Origin of the sequence: Alishewanella sp. d11 (assembly GCF_049390205.1) — a bacterium.
In the GTDB taxonomy this organism is placed as follows: domain Bacteria; phylum Pseudomonadota; class Gammaproteobacteria; order Enterobacterales; family Alteromonadaceae; genus Alishewanella.
Genome location: NZ_CP186547.1, coordinates 1,223,109 through 1,239,889, shown reverse-complemented (window position 1 = coordinate 1,239,889; position 16,781 = coordinate 1,223,109). Strand labels below are relative to the sequence as shown.

The following is a 16,781-nucleotide window of genomic DNA, read 5'->3' as shown; positions in this document are numbered from 1 at the left end:
CAAGTATAAAGTTGACTGTTTTACTAGGATATTAATCTCGCAATGCGACAACCAGCCGCATCGATTGTCTCATGATACCTAATTAGTATGCTTACCTTGCCTTGGCTAGAAACGCTAGGGTGTTTGATTTACTGCATGATTTGTACTGTATTTTTAATAGACAGTTGTAGAGGTATCTAATATTCTGAGTGGGTAAATTTGTGATTGGAGTGACCCTATGGTTTCAGGTGGTGATGAACTACTTGTGTTTACTGATGACGAACCGGTAGCCACCGTGCCCGCTTTACCCGAATGGCATATTCTGATTGTAGATGATGAGCCTGATGTGCATGCTGCTACGAAAATTGCGCTGCGCGGCTTAGAACTTGAAGGCCGTAGCCTGACTTTTAGCCATGCTTATAGCGCGGCAGAAGCGCTTACTTTGTTGCAGCAGCATGCTCACTTCGCAATTGCCCTAATCGATGTGGTGATGGAAACCGAAGATGCTGGCTTACAACTGGTTAGAACAATTCGTGACACTTTAAAAAACAGTATGTTGCGTATTATTTTGCGTACTGGGCAACCGGGATATGCCCCTGAAATAGAGACCATTCGTCAATACGACATCAATGACTATAAAACGAAAACGGAGTTAACCCGTGTTCGGTTATTTACCAGTGTTACCATCGCTATTCGCTCTTACGCCCAATTACAGCAGTTAGAAAGTAGTCGGCAGGGATTGGAGCAAATTCTGCTAGCGAGTCGTGAATTAGGTAAACCTGCAGGCCTGAAATTGTTTGCGGCGGGCTTGGTTACACAACTGTGTGCTTTATTAAAAGTAAAAGAAGAGTGTTTGGTGTGTGCTGCCATGCAACATACGCAAGCGACCCCCTTTATTTTGGCGGCGGCGGGGAGTTACACACCTTGGATGGGCTTACCACTGCAGCAATTACCCGATGTCACGATCCGAGAGAAATTAACCCAGACGCTGGTGCAACGACAGCATCAGTTTGAGCAGGGAATTACCGTTTATTTTCAAGGTGCAAATGAACAAGCGCTAGCTGCCTTTGTGGATGTCGCCTCGCCCTTGGATGAGGTGAGTCGGCGTTTATTAGCGGTATTTTGTCAGAATATTTCTATCGCTTTTGAAAATCTGCAGCTTTATTTATCAATCAATGAACTGGCATTCTTTGATAGCGCAGTACAATTACCGAATCGACATGCTTTTATCGCCTCTTTGAATCAGCGTAAAGCCGACGATAATGTGGTGGCACTTATTGATCTTGATAACTTTTCTTATATTAATAACGTGCTAGATGACAGCTTTGGTGACCAAGTATTACAGGCCGTTGCAAGTCGGTTAACCGAGCTATTTCATGATATTGCCTGTGTCGCCAGAGTTGGCGGTGATTTATTTGCATTACATGGAAGTGCCGTATCCGTTTCTGAGGCGCGTATTGCCAGCGTTTTTGCTGAACCTTTTGTGACGGCTCAGGGAGAGCCCTTAAGGTTAGCGGCTACCACGGGCTTAATTAAACTAGAAGATACCCAGCAGCAAGGTATCCAAATTTTAAAAAATGTGGGTATTGCCCTTAAACAAGCTAAATATTTTAGTCGAGGCCAAGCGCAATGGTATGAAGCAGCCTTTGCTGAGGCGGCCAGAGAGCGCATGACCTTGTTAAGCCGCTTGCGTACGGCATTTTCCGCTGAGCGCTTACATCTGAATTTCCAACCTTTTATCAACTTAGCCAGCGGAGATATCGTTGGCGCGGAATGCTTATTACGATGGAAAACCGAGGATGGACACTTTGTTCCGCCGGATAAATTTATTCCGCTGGCTGAAAAATCCGGTTTAATGGTGGCTTTAGGTGAGTGGGTGCTTCGCAGTGCTTTGCGCTGGCGTGCCAGTTTAAAAGGGGTGGTGCCTGAGCATTTTCGGGTTGCGATTAATGTCTCACAAACACAATTTAATGAGCCGGATTTTGTCGCCAAGGTATTACAAACGATGGCAGAGCATCATTTAACCGGCCAGCAAATTGAAGTCGAGTTAACGGAGTCGATTGCTGTTGGCAATATTAAACTAATTGCTGAACGCATTAATCAACTGCGCGCACAGCAGATCAGTGTGGCAATTGATGACTTTGGCACCGGCTATTCTTCTTTAAGTTTATTGCAGCAACTAAAGTTCGATAGATTGAAAATTGATCGGGCCTTTGTAAGTGGTGAGCAGTCGGGTAGTGAGAGTCTAGGTATTGTGAAAACCATTTTGGCCTTAGCACAGCATTTACAGGTTTGCACTATTGCCGAGGGAATAGAAAGTGCTAGCCAGCAACAACTGTTGGCCTCATTAGGATGTGAAGAAGGGCAAGGTTACTACTTTAGTAAGCCACTAGATGAAAACGCTTTTTATCAGTTTATTACTGCGGCTAGGGTAAACCAGAATGGACATTGAACTGAGCCATTACCAATCTCTAGTCAATAATATCCCTGGGATAAGTTATCGCTGTTTGTTCGATGAGCAATGGACCATGCTCTTTATTAGCACTCATGTGGATTATATTACGGGCTATACCGCCGCAGAGTTATTACATAATAATGATATTTCTTATGCCGATTTAATAATTGCTGAAGATAATTGTAGAGTGGGGAAGGCAGTCGCTGCAGCAATCGCAAATCACCTACCTTGGACTGTGGAATATCGCGTTAGGCATAAACAGGGGCATATTCGATGGGCTTCTGAGCGTGGGCAGGCTGTATATGATGAACAAGGCCAAGTTAAATTCTTAGACGGCTTTATTTTAGATATTACCGCTGAAAAATTAGCTAAACAGGAGATGGCACGTCTTGCGGTGCTGGTGCGCAATAGTAGCGAAGCGATGTTTTTATTGCAGGACGGTAAATTTATAGATTGTAATGCCGCTGCCTTAGCGCTGTTTGGTTACAGTAAAGATGATTTGTTAAAGAATCATCCTGCTACTCTATCACCTGTTACTCAAGCAAATGGCAAGGATTCTATTACACTGGGTGCGCATTATATTGCACTTGCTGCTAAAGGTGAGCCGCAGAAATTTGAATGGGTGCATCAAACCCGCTCTGGCCTTTTATTTGATGCCGAAGTGACACTGAATCGCTTTATTGAAGAGGATGACATTATTGTCTTTGGGATTGTGCGTGATATCTCAGAACAAAAGCAGCGACAGCGACAAATTCAAGAGTTGAATGTAAAGTTAGAGCAGCGTGTAGCTGAACGAACTGCTGAATTACAACAAGCGCTGGAACACTTAAAACAAACGCAACATGAGTTACTACAGAGCGAGAAATTAGCCTCATTAGGTGCCTTAGTGGCAGGTATAGCGCATGAGCTGAATACGCCCTTAGGCAATGCGGTTACGGTAACCAGTAGCTTATTTGATGCCAAACAACAATTTTCAAGTCAACTCGCGGCGGGCTTGACCCGTAAAGCCTTGGATACTTTTTTAGCTGAAATAGCGGAAGGCTACGAGATTATAGAACGTAATCTGAGTCGTGCGGCAGAGCTTATTGGCAGGTTTAAGCAACTGGCCGTGGATCAAACCAGCTATCAACGTCGCTCTTTTGTGTTGGATGAGATTGTACAGGAAGTGTTGATGGCAATGCGCCCCGTGTTAAAGCGCAGTGCTGTTACCATTACCCAAGAGATAGACCCTACTTTGATCATGGACAGCTACCCCGGGCCTTTAGGGCAAATTCTGATGAATTTAATCAATAATGCCATGATCCACGCCTTTGAACCTGAGCAAGCTGGCATTATAGCGCTTAAGGCTAGTCGTACAGCCGCACATTTACAGTTGGTGGTGCAGGATAATGGTTGCGGTATTGCACCTGCGGCATTAACCCGTATTTTTGACCCTTTTTATACCACCAAGCTGGGTAAGGGCGGATCAGGTTTGGGATTACATATCGTCCACACCTTGATCACGGGTATTTTAGAGGGCAGTATCGATGTGGTAAGCCTGCCAGGCACTGGTACAAGCTTTACCATCACGCTGCCATTGAATGTGACCGAGAAAATGCCAATCTAAGTACTGTGCAGTCACCTTGCTATTTCTCCGCGCCAGTCAAGGCGGCGGAGAAAGTGTACAAGTTCGATTTAGGAATAGGATTTGAACTTAGCAGCATCAATAATGGCCCATAAGTGGGCGATAGCGGCAATAATAGCGGGAATAATAAGCCAAAATAAGGCATAGCCTACCGCACAAGTCAGAAAAAATAGAATAGCAGCCAGTATCCGACCTTGTACTAATTGACCTAAACCAGGAATAAACACATTACACAAAGCAGCAATAACATTACCACCTGATCCTTGACCTGACATAGCACACTCCTTCAATTGAGATAGTTTTTTATAAAAATTATTGTTTTAAGGTCGCTACAAACTGCTCGCTTTGTTTGATCGCCTTGTTCATATCGACAATCAGTTTGTTGATATCTTTTTGGATAGCCGTAAATTCACCTTTTAACGCCCCAATCGCATTCGCATTTAAGTTATGTTTTAAATATAAGGTGTTATCTTGCAAAGAGGACAGAACAGGTTGCATACTTTTCTCGGCGCGACGCATGGTATTGAGCAGGCTTTGATATTGGCGTTGTGTTGCTGCTAATTTGCTCGCGCTTTCGCGTTTTAAGCGATCATTGGTGTATAAATCCAGTTCATCTTGCCATTCGTTAAACAGGGCAGTGGCCACCGCATCAATACTGTTGATACGTGCGCTCACCTCCTCTGCGGCTTTGCGACAGGCCTGAAACTCCTGATCGGTGGTTTGATACATGCGTTGCAAGTCACCGCCATCAAAATTAATTAACTGGCTGAGTTGCTCTAGGGCTGAGGTAAATTGTTGCTGCGCGTCCTGTTGCGATTGTTGTGCCGCCTCCACCCGATCTACCAAAATATCGCGTTTATGTACGCCCACTTTTTCCATTGCGGAGTAATAGGCACTTTGGCAAGCGGTTAACGTTAGCAAAAGTGGCAATAATATCCATAGATAGCGCATAAAGAATGTCCTCTAGAAAACTTATCTGATAATAACCAGTAAATGCCAAGAGGACAAATCTAAAGTTGTAACAGTCTTTTAGCGCTTAAGCTAGATTCAAGCCATTAAGCAGGCTAACACATGCTAAGCAAGTGTTAGCTGAGCGTGTTATTGAAGTTCGATAGTATAGACGCTGGTAGTGCCACTCACTTCGTTACCCACTATTAACAACGGTTGGCCGTTAGGAGCGTGTTTAGCAGGAACAAAGAATAACCCTTCAGGTCCTAAATCACCGGTATTGCTCAAGTTCAGAGCGGGATCGGCTTCATCCCAAAAATTACGGGTATTCAGATAATCATGAAACAGTGGTTCACTTGGATTGGTAATATCAAATACCATAACACCGCCCATACGCTCTAAGCCCAAAAACAAGAAGTGTTTATTCCCAATTTTGCCTACCACTAACCCTTCTGGTTCTGGCCCTTTGTTATCGCTGCGATTATCAAAAGTATCACCCTCTTCGTGGTTACTATTAAACCAATCACGGCAAGCGATATCGCGATTTGTCCCTAGCTTGCACTCAGCACTGGCAAGATACTGTTCAATATAGTCACCTGATTCAAATACCAGTGACATATCGGTGGTATCCCAAATTGCGAAAGAACGCGCACCATAGGCATAAAGTGCATCGTACATCAAACGATCACCGGTTTCGCCCGCAGCGGGCAAAGTACCATCTGCTTTGTACAATATAGGTGAACCATCAGCATTGGTTTGGTAACCCATGGTCCAAGTGACATTTAAGCGACCTAACTGCTCATCTTCACGACAATCGTTAGGATTGCCCGCTGTCGCACCACAGTATGCAAACACCTGAGGATTTAAGAGTGCACCTGCAGCTAAAGTGCGTAAATGTGCCGGTAAATCATCGCCACAGCGACGATCAAAGCCACTGCGATGCACTAAGTGTTTTACGCGGATTTCTTCGACAAAGCCTTTGCTGGTATCGCCATTACAGGGACTCGTGCCTGCGGTACCAAAATACTCTGGAGTATCTTCTCCCCAGGCTCTAGCGTCCCCTTCATTAGCGGTGACTAAGTAGGTTTTCCCAGCCACACGATAAGAGGCAATAGCATCTGGATGATAGATACCCTTGACACCAGGCCACTGCGCAATAGCAATGCCGTTATCACTATCACTCACATCTAAACCATTACCGGCTGCACCATGGTCTTTAAAACCTAGCGGAAGAACCTGCGAGATAGTGGCGGTTTCAAGATTAATCGCAGCAACGGCATTGTTTTCTTGCAGTATCGCCCAGGCGGTTTTGCTATCTGCAGCGACCGCGATATATTCCGGCTCCAGATCTTGAGCAACTGTAGCATTGGGTCCAAAAATACGAACTCCGGCAGTCATTAAGCTGGCTTTTTGCTCATTAAAAGCGCTAAAAGTGGCCGTTTTGACTTTTGATTGGTCAATAGCCGCTAAATTACTGATATCGATAATGCTAATTGAGCCCTCAGGATCAACCTGATAATCGTCACTTGGCTCGCCTTCATTAGCCACTAACAACATTTTGCCATCCGGAGTAAATACCAGCATGTCAGGTAAGGCGCCCACCTGAACATGAGCGATTTTGCTTAAATCGTTCACGTTGTAGAGTGCGACAAACCCTGTATCGGTTTTATTCGCTGCTGCAATCGCAATTGCAACAATGTTTTGGTAAATGGCAACACTGTTTACGACAGCGCCAGAAGCAATGTCCGTGACCGCAATGCTGGATGTTTTTACCGGCATAGCAGGGTTACTCATATCTAGTACATCTAACTCACCTTTATGCGCATTAACCACAAAGGCTTGCTTGGTTGCCGGGTCAAAGGTCACAATTTCAGCGGCGCTTTCGCCAAAAATGCCGCTTTCGTAGCGGCCAGTAAGAGAAAGACTGATAGTCGATGGTGTGATTTCGGCGGCGGCTTGGTTACAAAGTAAAGATGTTTGCTGTACTTCAGCATCGTCTAGTTGGCCATTACGATTAGTATCTAAGCCAGTTTCTAATTTTACACCACCCACATCGCACTCACGATTTAATGCAATTGGAACTTGTCGTACTAAGGTATTTAAGCCTGCCGCGCCATCAGAGCCAGCAGCACCCGTTACACCATCTTTACCGTCATCACCATTACAGGCACTTAATAACAACGTTGTTGCCGAAACACATAACAACGTAGCCAAACGGGTCTTTTTAAAGCGCATTACTTATCTCCATGATGTTTTTTTGAACAACACATCCTAGAGCGCAAAAATGACAGTGGTGTGACGACTAAAACTAAGCTATTAGGCTAGTGCCAACGTCCTTCTTCTTCTTTGGGATGAAAGCGGATATCGCTGCCATCCACACAAAGCTGGATAACCTCTGCCGGTGAGCCGTCTGGATTGAGCCTAACTAGGCCAATGCCAGCAGCATTAAGTAAGCGTTCTCCCGCATCTGCGGTCTCAGGTTTGTGGGGGATCACTTGCATCCGCCGCCGTCGGGTAAACCAGTTCAGGGGTGATCTTGGCGAATATAGCCAGCGATTTAATCGATCAAAAATATCCAATAAGCGTTTGGGAAATTGGTTTTTGATACCGCTGCTGGTGATTTGCCAAACATGTGGGCCTGACGAGCGGCCCCTTAATCGCACCTCATAGACAAAAGAGTAATGTACATCACCAGATAAAATCACAAAGTGTTTGGGGGTTTTCGGATGGCGAAACATATTCATCAGAGTATAAGCTGTGCCGCGATGCGCCATCCAGTTTTCGGCGTCAACCAGTAACGGTTTACCAAGCCAAGTAAAGATCCTTTGGGTGGCTTCAATCAGCTTCACGCCAAAGATCGGGGCGGCAGAAACCAGGACAACCGCCTCTAACCCTAGCAGCTTTTGCTGTAATGCCGTCAGACTTTCCCAATCCATTAAGCCCGAGGGGTTGTTAAGATGTTGTTCACTACGCCAGCGTTGTGTACGGGTATCGAGAACAAGGAGTGGTGGTTGCGTTGGCCACTGGTATTGCCACTGATCAAAACATAACAGTTGATCCAACAAGGTGTCGTAATCGGTACTGCCAGGTTTTACCAGTTGCTGTTGGATACTTCTCATTAAGGCCGAATCAAACTGTTCAGGCGCATTGCCCCAGCCTTGGCATAACAGATAACCCAGTAACGCATTACCAATGATCCTTTTCGAAAAGGGGTGTTGATAAGCGGCCAGCTCCCAAGCTGCGGTAAGATTCCAATCATCAGTCACATCATGATCATCAAATATCATGGCCGTAGGTAGGTGGGCTAATACACGGCGAACTTTTGGTAAGGTGTTGGCAAAGCTATCGATCGTGGCGGCTTGTCGGTTGTAGCTGTCTTGTTGTTCTGGCGTGAAGTGCGCGGGCGCTTCTCGTCGTCCAGCAGCGGCGATCTGTTGCCAACCTACAGGTGACCAGACTAATAAATACATCCCTAGTATTTCTGCCAAACTAATCAGATGATTATGGGCATTGTCAGAGGTGAAAATGGGCTTCTTGGCACCAGCAAAGACATTACTGAGCATGGTGCTACTGACGGGATCATCGGGTAATAAGTGTTCCCGTTGTTGATAGTAGTTACTCGCTTGATGCAAAGCATTTGCGCTGGTTAACTTAATACAGGGTAAGACTTCGTCGGTCATCGCGAGGTGCGGAATTAATTGGTGAATGGCCTGCAGCATCGGCGTAGCCACATCATCGGTATAAATCTGATCGCCACTGAGCATCAGCAATGCTGGCCAAGTATTGGGTTCTGTACTGGCAAGTAATTGTTCAACACGCAAAAGGCCATCTTGAGAAGGGTGGTGCGGTTTACGACAAGAACCATGCAGTAATTGTGTTAGCCTAGGTTGCAGCACGAAGAATGGATAATCATGTCCTGCAAAAGCGAGATCGGGAGCCCACTCTTGCCAGCTAGTATTATTTAACGTTAGATCATAATAAATAATTTCTTGAAAAGGCAAAGTAACATCAAGTTTGATATCCAGCAGTTGTAGATAGAAATTCTCGCCAACTTTTATTTGCTGATGACCATCCTGTAAGCGGCTAGCAGGCACACTATAAACCCGAGTTGTCCCTGCAAATAAGTGGATTTCCGCTGTGATTGCTGTGGATGTTGCTAACCAGATTGTGATTTGATTAGGTAGCATACGTCTTAAAATGGGGCCAGCCCAAACGGTGGGTGATGTCATAGTGAGTCGCCTTAAAGTGTGCCATGCACCATATAAGATTTAGTCTTTGTAAAGCTTACTGGTTTTGATGAATAAAAGATTAAAATATCATTAAAAGATTTTCGGGCTGATCTGTTTACCTTTGTTAATGGTAATATGAATGAATCTCATCTTCATTAACTATCAGAGGTCGCTTTAAATGCAAAAACATAAAATCGCTGCCGCAGTGTCCTTGGTTTTATTCTCAATGGCTGCGCAAGCACAATCAGCTAACCCTAATTCAGAGTCAGTTGAAGTGCTGGAAGTTCGTGGCGAAGCAAAACAGCGAGTAACGACATTACCTGACTTACAAGATGGTATGTTGCTTGCGGGTAAAAAAGCGTCAGTGGTCGATTTAACCGAGCAGCCAACCTTAGTTGAACCAAACTTAAGAACTATGTTTGCCACTTTGCCAGGTTTATTTGTTTCAGAGCAAAAAACGCCCAGCTTTTATAATGTTAACTATCGTGGTTTAGGCGATCCGCATGAATCTGAATTTGTAGCCTTTTATCAAGATAATGTACCACTGGCTGCCAACCTGTTTGGTTATGCCACCATGTACTATATGCCAGGTGGCCAGCGTATTGAGCGGGTTGAGTTTATTCGCGGTGGCTCAGGCTTACTTTACGGCCCGCAAATCGGCCCAGTAGTCAATTTTGTTACCCGTGGCCCCTCTGCACAAGCAGAAACCCGCATCGTTACAGAGCATGCTGTGGGTAGCGATTCTATGTACAGTACCTACAATGAAGCGCGTTGGTCACAAGGCAACACCGGTTTTATGGCCTCATTTGATCATCGTCGTGCCGATGGTCCACGTAATAACGAAGATTTTGATGTCAGCTCCGGCTATTTAGGACTAAGTTACGAAGGGTTTAAAGATATCAAAATCGGCGCCAATTTAGATGTGTATAGCTCAGACTCAGGTGAAGCAGGCCGTTTAACCTCGGCTGAGTTTGCGAACAATCGTGATCTGGTTAAGACGCCGTTTAACCGCGTTAAAATTGACCAAACGCTAGCAAGCTTAACTTACGAGCAGCAGTTAGATGCAGCGTCCAGCGTTAACGGAAAAATCTGGTATCTAGCGATGGATCGTTTTAGCCGTCGTTCAGGCGCCTTTGTTCCGCCTGCAAATCCACCTTCTTCGACAACGGTTGACGAGCAGCAATTCCGTAACCTAGGTTACGATCTGCGTTATAGCTTAGCGTGGGGTGAAAATAATATTTTAACGGCAGGTACATCTGGCTTTAGTGGCGACAGTCCTCGTACGCAGCACCGCAATAGTGATTTGACCTCTGACGCTCAAAATGCAGCTGACCTTCGTTTTGAGCAAGACCGTGTTACCACCTATACCGCACTGTTTGTCGAAAACCTGTTCCGCTTTGGTAACTTTAGCTTAGCACCGGCTGTACGCTATGAGCGTCTGAATTATGATATGGTTGAAGTGGTGAAAAGCGCCAGTTTAAACCGTGACGCCATTGATTTGGATCGGACCTTTAATGAGCTGTTATTTGGTTTAGGCGCAGGCTTGAAGCTGTCTGATACTGCTGAAGTCTATGCCAATATTTCAGAATCTTACCGGCCACAACGCTTTGATGATTTAATCAATCCAACGTCTGAGTTGGCAGGTTCTAATGATCCGTCAGTATCGAAAGCGATGAACTATGAATTAGGTTATCGTAGCCAAGTTACCGAGCAATTTGCTTTGGATATCAGTCTGTTCCGTATTGATTTCAAAGATAAAATTGAGCAAATTCAAATTAATATCACCGATATTGAGCGGGTAAACAGTGGTGATTCACGTCATCAGGGTGTTGAGTTAAGTCTGCAGTATGCTTTTGAATTATCGCCTGGCCATAATCTAACTGCCTTCGCGAACGGCTCTTGGTTAGATGCAGAAATCACTAGCAGTACAAACACTAGCCTGGTGGGTAATAAAGTCTCTTTTGCACCAGATTACTTGGTACGTACCGGGCTTAACTATGCAAGTAATGGCTTGACTGCTGCGCTTAGCCTGACGCTGGTTGGCGATCAGTACTGGCAAGATTCTAATCTGCCTCGTGGCACCGGTGCGGCAACTATTGATGCCAAGATCCCATCTTATCAAGTAGTTGATTTTAGCACCGAGTATGAGTTATCGGCACAGTGGGCGCTATATGCCGGTATCAACAATCTGCTAGATGAAAACTATTACAGCCGCGTTAGAACTGATGGTATTGAGCCTGCACCTGAGCGTACAGCTTATTTCGGTTTTAGATTCACGCTGTAATCGATCAACACTGATCTTAGCAGTTTTATACTTTATTAATAACCCCGGTTTCACCGGGGTTATTTTTTTGAGTTCACCAACGTTAGCGTCTACATCTAAGCAGCATGAAAAACTGAACTTGGAACAAGCTATTGCGTCGAAGAAATCAAACTTATTAGAGGCTTCGTATGCGTATTTTATTGGTTGAAGACCACCCGTCTCTGGCTGAATCGCTGATCAGCGCGTTAGAAAAAGCCGGTTTTACCCTAGATCATGCGAGTAGGCTGGCTCAGGCAAAGCAATTTCTAGCCCAAACCGAATATGACTTATTGATCCTAGATCGTGGTTTACCGGATGGTGATGGCTTGAGTGTTTTATTGGCCAAAGGGGTTGCAGGTACTACACCGGTGATTATGCTCACGGCTAAAGATCAGTTGGATGACCGAATTCGCGGTTTGGATGCCGGCGCTGATGATTATATTGTCAAACCGGTAGAAATGTCAGAATTGATTGCGCGTTGTCGAGCCGTCTTACGTCGTCCCGGTGAACGCAGTGCCGCAGCGTTAAGTTTTGCAGATTTACACTTTGATTTGAATACGCGCGCGGTGACGGTTGCCCAGCAGCCCTTACTGCTAAGCCGGCGCGAACTCAGTTTATTGGAGTCGTTAATGCGTGCGGCTGGTCGGGTGGCTACTCGGCAGGTATTGGAGCAGGCAATCTATAACTATAGTGATGAGGTTGGTCCCAATGCGCTGGAGGCGGCAGTATCCCGCTTACGCAAAGCCTTAGTCGGTTCAGGCTGTACTATTGTCACAATTCGCGGGGTGGGTTGGATGTTAGTTGAACAGGAGGCGCACTGATGGCGGCTACGCAATCATTAGCCAGTATTTTAACCCGCAAACTGGCTTGGATCGCATTTATCGTATTATTGGTTAATGCGGGCGCTGTGGCATTTTACTATGGGTCTAACCGCGCTGAGCTGGAACAGGAAGTGATCGCGGAGCAAATGGTCCAATTAACGTTGGCGTTAGATCCGCAGCAGTTGCAGATTGCCGCAACGGCCAGACAGTTATATCGCGACTATCCAAACGATTATGCTTTTGCATTACTGGATAGCGAGGGGGTGATTCGGGATAGCGAGAATCTGGATTTGATTCCTGGCCAAGCGCTAAAAACCGGCACCTTTGCCCAGGATTGGGTCACTCGTTTAACCCTAACCACCCATCCTTTACTGGTGGCATCTAATAAGGTACAGCTACCCGAGCAGGCATTTCGTTTGGTCTTTGTGATGGCTGATGATCCTGCCACCTTGCTACATGGCGCCTTGTTAGCCGAATTTATGCAGCATATTTGGCTACCGGTACTGCCAATTGCGTTAATTCTGATTGCTGCCAATGCTTTTATTTTACGCCGTATAATTCAGCCGGTAACACTTGCTGCACATTGGGCGAGATCGGTGGAACCGGGCTGTGCAGTACCGCCCGTACCGGAGAGTCGTTATCCAACAGAAATTGAAGATTTGATGCAAGCCACTCAGCGCGCCTTGGAGCGACTTAACCGTGCTCTTGCCGCGGAAAAGCGCCGCACCGCAGAAGTGGCTCACGCCTTACGCACGCCGGTGGCGGTGCTGGTTGCCAGAATGGATGCGTTACCCGCTAGTGAAGCCACCGAACGCTTGCGTCAAGACTTAGCACAGCTTTCTCGTATGGTATCTCAATTATTAGCTTGTGCCCGAGCCGAAGCGTTAACCGCAAAGATTGAACAGCCTGCGGAGCTGAATCAGATAGCGACAGAGGTGATCGCGACTATTGCACCTTTTGCGTATCAGCGAGGCGTCACGCTGGCGCTTAACCCTGCAGCGAGGGCGATATGGGTTAAAGCAGATGCTGCTGCTGTTACGCTGGCACTGACCAATTTGGTGGAAAATGCGATTTTACATGCTGCGCGTGGAACGGTTGAGATTCATGTTGGGCCTGAGCCTTGGATCCGGGTTCAAGATGAAGGCGCGGGGCTGTCAGCCGAAGCCTTGGCGCATTTATTTGAACCCTATTGGCGTAGTGCTGATGCGCCAGCAGGTGGTGCTGGGTTAGGGATGGCGATTGTTGATCGGATTCAGCAAACCTTTGGCGGCAGCATTGAAGCATTGAACCGATCGTCAGGGGGGGCAGAATTTATTTTGAAATATCGTCAATAAAGTTTTTGTCGTCAGGTTGTTGTCAGCTTCATCTTTTACACTGTTTCTCAAGCTGGATAGCCAGTAACACGAGGAGACGAAGATGAAAGAGGTAGAGAAAATCGATTTGGCACAAACCGGTAGCTGGTTAGCGCAAGAAGTTGAAATTCGCGTTGCCCGCAAATGGTTAGTCTTAGCCGGCGTGATGGCTTTAGTGCTGCTTATGCTGGCCTTTGATTAATTCACACCGTATTACTAGACTGACGAGAAGAGGTTTATGATGAAAAGGTTTTTTTTGAGTGTTGCCTTGCTATGTGGTTTAGCTGCACCGGCAATCGCCACAACCATTACGCCCTTAAATGAAGTGAAGCGCGGTTCTATGGTCACCGTATCGGGTACGGTGGAACGTATTTTGGATAAAGATGAGTTTCGTTTAGCGGATGAGACCGGTTCAATTCGTGTTTACGTTGGACCGAACTGGGTGCCTGCTCAACCTGGTGATAGTATTACCGTATCAGGATTTGTTGATGATGGTATCGGGCCTTTGGAGCTCTATGCTCGGGTAATGACGATGGCCGATGGTAGTAAAGTCGAGTTTTCTCACCGCTACGATTAAGTTGTAATGTAAGATAAACCAGCTTGTCACCCAAGCTGGTTTAGTTGTTTTTTTACAACCCGAACCTCTAAATCTGTTAGTATCCCTCTGACCAGTTTGCCATTGTGCGCTGCACCCTCTATGCTGGCGCACAAAATCTACTGAGGTGCTAATGGATATTTTACTAACGGTTGCGGATTACTTTATTGCGGGCTTGCAAAAGCCAACGCTGGCGTTTCTACTTGGCGGTATGTTAATTGCGGCACTGGGTAGTCGCCTTACCATTCCAGAGCCTGTCTACAAATTTATTGTTATCGTCTTGCTGCTAAAAATTGGCTTGCAAGGCGGCATGGAAATCCGCAATGCCAACCTAGCTGCACTGCTACTGCCTGCCTTTTTTGCCGTCTTAATCGGTGTGTTAATTGTGCTGTTAGGTAAATACACCTTGGCAAAATTGCCTGGTGTGAAAGAAACCGATGCCTTGGCCACCGCCGGTTTGTTTGGTGCGGTTTCTGCCTCAACCTTTGCCGCTGCGATGCTGCATTTAGATGATATTGGCATGGAGTACGAAGCTTGGGTATCGGCACTCTACCCCTTTATGGACATACCAGCCTTAATACTGGCAATAGTGTTAGGTCGCTTAGCCAGTGATAGGCAGCAAGCGACGGCCGAGGCTACGGCGGACAAACCCCAAAAATCAGGCCGTAAGCCTATCTCAATTAAAGAAATTATTATTGATAGCTTACAAGGCTCGGCGCTTACTGCGTTATTATTAGGGTTGTTAATTGGCTTATTCGCTAAACCGGAACCGGTATATGCCTCTTTTTACGAACCGGTGTTCCGCGGTTTCTTATCAATTCTAATGCTGATTATGGGTATTGAAGCATGGCAGCGTTTAAGCGAACTGCGCCGAGTAGCGCATTGGTATGTTGTCTATGCGATTGCCGCGCCTATCGTGCACGGTGCTATTGGCTTCGGCTTGGGCTATTTGGCGCATCATCTGACTGGGTTTAGTGCGGGGGGGACAGTACTGTTGGCGGTGATGGCGGCGTCAAGTTCGGATATTTCAGGCCCTCCGACACTGAGAGCGGGGATCCCAAAGGCAAATCCTTCTTCTTATATTGGTTCTTCAACCAGTATTGGTACTCCGATAGCAATTGCCGTCTGTATTCCATTATTCACCGAATTAGCGAAAGTCGTGTTTTAAGGCGCGGGAGTCCATTATGAAATATCAGGCTTATCAAATAAATATTATTGCCGAAAAAGTGTTAGAGGAAGATTTAATCGCTTTATTGGAAGAGGCGGGTGCCAAGGGCTACAGTATTTTCGAAGCTGGCGGCAATAGCTCCTTACATCTGCATCCGGCGCAGCATGCTTCAATTATCGATGCTTTACATCTGATGAAAATTGAGGTCATTGTGAAAGATCCGCAAAAAGCTGAACAGATTGCTGAGCAGATCACTCAGGAGTTTTTTGACACCCAGCCTGGCATTGTTAGCCTAAGTGAAGTGTGGATTTTCCGACCACAAAAGTTTTAGGCAACATAGCGCGATGTTTAAAAGTCGGCTTTTCCGCATCTGGTTTTTTACTGCCTTACTGGTATGGTGCGGGTTATTCTGGCATGTTAGCTCTTGGTCTTTTCTGGAGACGCACTGGTATTACCCTGCGATAATGGTGCTGGGCGCTTTTGTGGCCGGCTCCACCCCAGAGGGCGGCGGCGCAGTCGCCTTTCCTATTCTCAATATCTTTTTGCAGATTGATCGCACCATGGCGCGCGATTTTAGCCTGATGATTCAAAGTATCGGCATGACCAGTGCCTCTATTTATATTTTGTCGACGGCCGGCAACGTCAGGCAATATTTGCCCCTGCTTTGGATGTTCCCGCTGTGTTTTGTCGGTTTTCTGCTGGGGATGCAGTTTTTGCAGCAGTTGCCGCTCTATCTAATACAAGCCTTATTTTTAAGCCTGATCACCGCCTTTGCGTTGGTGTATAGCTTGGCGCAGCATCGTGGCTGTCAAGACAGTTTACGCACACCTAAGCCCATGGAATATCCGCTACTGCTACTGGTGTTACTGGCCGGTGGGGCTTGTGCCAGCTTATTTGGTACTGGCGCGGACATTATTTTGTATACCTTACTGGTGACGCTGTTTCGGCTAAAAGAAAAACTGGCTACCCATTTTGCCATTATGCTGATGGCCGCCATCAGTATTGCGGGTTTTGTGTATCGTGGTCTAGTGGAATCGACGTTGACGCACTATCAACTACAAACCTGGCTGTCTGCTTATCCGGTGGTGTTATTGATGGCACCCTTAGGTGCCTTGGTGCTGAGTCGGGTGAATAAAGAGTGGATGCTCAGGGGCATTGCGGGGTTAAATCTGGCGCAGTTGGCTTACTTTTTACTGTATAACAGCAGCCCACAAAAATGGCTGTGGGCTGCGGTCTTTATGGTGCTGCTTACCAGCTTTTTTTACCTTGGGTTAAAGCGCTTAGCCTTACAAAAACAGGCCTAGCGCG

The 16,781-nt window shown here is 46.2% G+C and carries 14 protein-coding genes; 10 read left to right on the top strand and 4 right to left on the bottom strand.

Annotated features, from left to right (window positions below):
* Positions 1 to 217: 217 nt before the first annotated feature.
* Together ACO1PK_RS05670 and ACO1PK_RS05665 are read left to right on the top strand one after the other, a co-directional pair.
* Complete coding sequence (locus ACO1PK_RS05670) at positions 218 to 2,431, top strand: GGDEF/EAL domain-containing response regulator (RefSeq protein ID WP_423187702.1); 2,214 nt, start codon at positions 218 to 220, stop codon at positions 2,429 to 2,431.
* Positions 2,421 to 4,040, top strand: a complete 1,620-nt coding sequence (locus tag ACO1PK_RS05665) for a PAS domain-containing sensor histidine kinase (protein ID WP_423187701.1) — start codon at positions 2,421 to 2,423, stop codon at positions 4,038 to 4,040. The genes ACO1PK_RS05670 and ACO1PK_RS05665 overlap by 11 nt, the downstream gene beginning before the upstream one ends.
* Positions 4,041 to 4,108: 68 nt before the next feature.
* Here ACO1PK_RS05665 and ACO1PK_RS05660 read toward each other — a convergent pair whose 3' ends face one another.
* From ACO1PK_RS05660 to ACO1PK_RS05645, 4 genes are all read right to left on the bottom strand, one after another.
* Positions 4,109 to 4,333 carry a hypothetical protein gene (locus ACO1PK_RS05660; protein WP_423187700.1) on the bottom strand — a complete coding sequence of 75 codons (225 nt, stop codon included), beginning with the start codon at positions 4,331 to 4,333 and terminating at the stop codon, positions 4,109 to 4,111.
* A 37-nt stretch (positions 4,334 to 4,370) separates the two neighbouring features.
* Positions 4,371 to 5,009 carry a DUF2959 domain-containing protein gene (locus ACO1PK_RS05655; RefSeq protein WP_423187699.1) on the bottom strand — a complete coding sequence of 213 codons (639 nt, stop codon included), beginning with the start codon at positions 5,007 to 5,009 and terminating at the stop codon, positions 4,371 to 4,373.
* Positions 5,010 to 5,156: 147 nt separating this feature from the next.
* Positions 5,157 to 7,241 carry a choice-of-anchor I family protein gene (locus ACO1PK_RS05650; RefSeq protein ID WP_423187698.1) on the bottom strand — a complete coding sequence of 695 codons (2,085 nt, stop codon included), beginning with the start codon at positions 7,239 to 7,241 and terminating at the stop codon, positions 5,157 to 5,159.
* An 86-nt stretch (positions 7,242 to 7,327) separates the two neighbouring features.
* Complete coding sequence (locus ACO1PK_RS05645; protein ID WP_423187697.1) at positions 7,328 to 9,235, bottom strand: alkaline phosphatase family protein; 1,908 nt, start codon at positions 9,233 to 9,235, stop codon at positions 7,328 to 7,330.
* 178 nt (positions 9,236 to 9,413) lie between these two features.
* On the opposite strand from ACO1PK_RS05645, the gene ACO1PK_RS05640 reads away from it, so the two are divergent.
* From ACO1PK_RS05640 to ACO1PK_RS05605, 8 genes are all read left to right on the top strand, one after another.
* Positions 9,414 to 11,519, top strand: a complete 2,106-nt coding sequence (locus ACO1PK_RS05640) for a TonB-dependent receptor family protein (protein WP_423187696.1) — start codon at positions 9,414 to 9,416, stop codon at positions 11,517 to 11,519.
* A gap of 167 nt (positions 11,520 to 11,686) precedes the next feature.
* Positions 11,687 to 12,358 carry a response regulator gene (locus ACO1PK_RS05635; protein ID WP_423187695.1) on the top strand — a complete coding sequence of 224 codons (672 nt, stop codon included), beginning with the start codon at positions 11,687 to 11,689 and terminating at the stop codon, positions 12,356 to 12,358.
* The gene (locus tag ACO1PK_RS05630; RefSeq protein ID WP_423187694.1) at positions 12,358 to 13,692 is read left to right on the top strand and encodes a sensor histidine kinase; all 1,335 of its coding nucleotides are present in this window, start codon (positions 12,358 to 12,360) and stop codon (positions 13,690 to 13,692) included. Before ACO1PK_RS05635 ends, ACO1PK_RS05630 begins: the two co-directional genes overlap by 1 nt.
* Before the next feature lie 82 nt (positions 13,693 to 13,774).
* The gene (locus ACO1PK_RS05625) at positions 13,775 to 13,912 is read left to right on the top strand and encodes a hypothetical protein (protein WP_423187693.1); all 138 of its coding nucleotides are present in this window, start codon (positions 13,775 to 13,777) and stop codon (positions 13,910 to 13,912) included.
* 36 nt (positions 13,913 to 13,948) lie between these two features.
* Positions 13,949 to 14,287: a NirD/YgiW/YdeI family stress tolerance protein gene (locus ACO1PK_RS05620; protein WP_423187692.1), complete on the top strand. Its 339-nt coding sequence runs from the start codon at positions 13,949 to 13,951 to the stop codon at positions 14,285 to 14,287.
* Positions 14,288 to 14,438: 151 nt separating this feature from the next.
* Complete coding sequence (locus ACO1PK_RS05615) at positions 14,439 to 15,473, top strand: sodium-dependent bicarbonate transport family permease (RefSeq protein WP_423187691.1); 1,035 nt, start codon at positions 14,439 to 14,441, stop codon at positions 15,471 to 15,473.
* A gap of 16 nt (positions 15,474 to 15,489) precedes the next feature.
* Complete coding sequence (locus tag ACO1PK_RS05610) at positions 15,490 to 15,804, top strand: P-II family nitrogen regulator (protein ID WP_423187690.1); 315 nt, start codon at positions 15,490 to 15,492, stop codon at positions 15,802 to 15,804.
* Between the two features lie 13 nt (positions 15,805 to 15,817).
* Positions 15,818 to 16,777: a TSUP family transporter gene (locus ACO1PK_RS05605; protein ID WP_423187689.1), complete on the top strand. Its 960-nt coding sequence runs from the start codon at positions 15,818 to 15,820 to the stop codon at positions 16,775 to 16,777.
* The last annotated feature ends 4 nt before the right edge of the window (positions 16,778 to 16,781 follow it).

Coding starts and splice junctions, on each gene's coding strand:
- ACO1PK_RS05670 (WP_423187702.1), top strand. CDS start 218: ATGGTTTCAGGTGGTGATGAACTACTTGTGTTTACTGATGACGAACCG.
- ACO1PK_RS05665 (WP_423187701.1), top strand. CDS start 2,421: ATGGACATTGAACTGAGCCATTACCAATCTCTAGTCAATAATATCCCT.
- ACO1PK_RS05660 (WP_423187700.1), bottom strand. CDS start 4,333: ATGTCAGGTCAAGGATCAGGTGGTAATGTTATTGCTGCTTTGTGTAAT.
- ACO1PK_RS05655 (WP_423187699.1), bottom strand. CDS start 5,009: ATGCGCTATCTATGGATATTATTGCCACTTTTGCTAACGTTAACCGCT.
- ACO1PK_RS05650 (WP_423187698.1), bottom strand. CDS start 7,241: ATGCGCTTTAAAAAGACCCGTTTGGCTACGTTGTTATGTGTTTCGGCA.
- ACO1PK_RS05645 (WP_423187697.1), bottom strand. CDS start 9,235: ATGACATCACCCACCGTTTGGGCTGGCCCCATTTTAAGACGTATGCTA.
- ACO1PK_RS05640 (WP_423187696.1), top strand. CDS start 9,414: ATGCAAAAACATAAAATCGCTGCCGCAGTGTCCTTGGTTTTATTCTCA.
- ACO1PK_RS05635 (WP_423187695.1), top strand. CDS start 11,687: ATGCGTATTTTATTGGTTGAAGACCACCCGTCTCTGGCTGAATCGCTG.
- ACO1PK_RS05630 (WP_423187694.1), top strand. CDS start 12,358: ATGGCGGCTACGCAATCATTAGCCAGTATTTTAACCCGCAAACTGGCT.
- ACO1PK_RS05625 (WP_423187693.1), top strand. CDS start 13,775: ATGAAAGAGGTAGAGAAAATCGATTTGGCACAAACCGGTAGCTGGTTA.
- ACO1PK_RS05620 (WP_423187692.1), top strand. CDS start 13,949: ATGATGAAAAGGTTTTTTTTGAGTGTTGCCTTGCTATGTGGTTTAGCT.
- ACO1PK_RS05615 (WP_423187691.1), top strand. CDS start 14,439: ATGGATATTTTACTAACGGTTGCGGATTACTTTATTGCGGGCTTGCAA.
- ACO1PK_RS05610 (WP_423187690.1), top strand. CDS start 15,490: ATGAAATATCAGGCTTATCAAATAAATATTATTGCCGAAAAAGTGTTA.
- ACO1PK_RS05605 (WP_423187689.1), top strand. CDS start 15,818: ATGTTTAAAAGTCGGCTTTTCCGCATCTGGTTTTTTACTGCCTTACTG.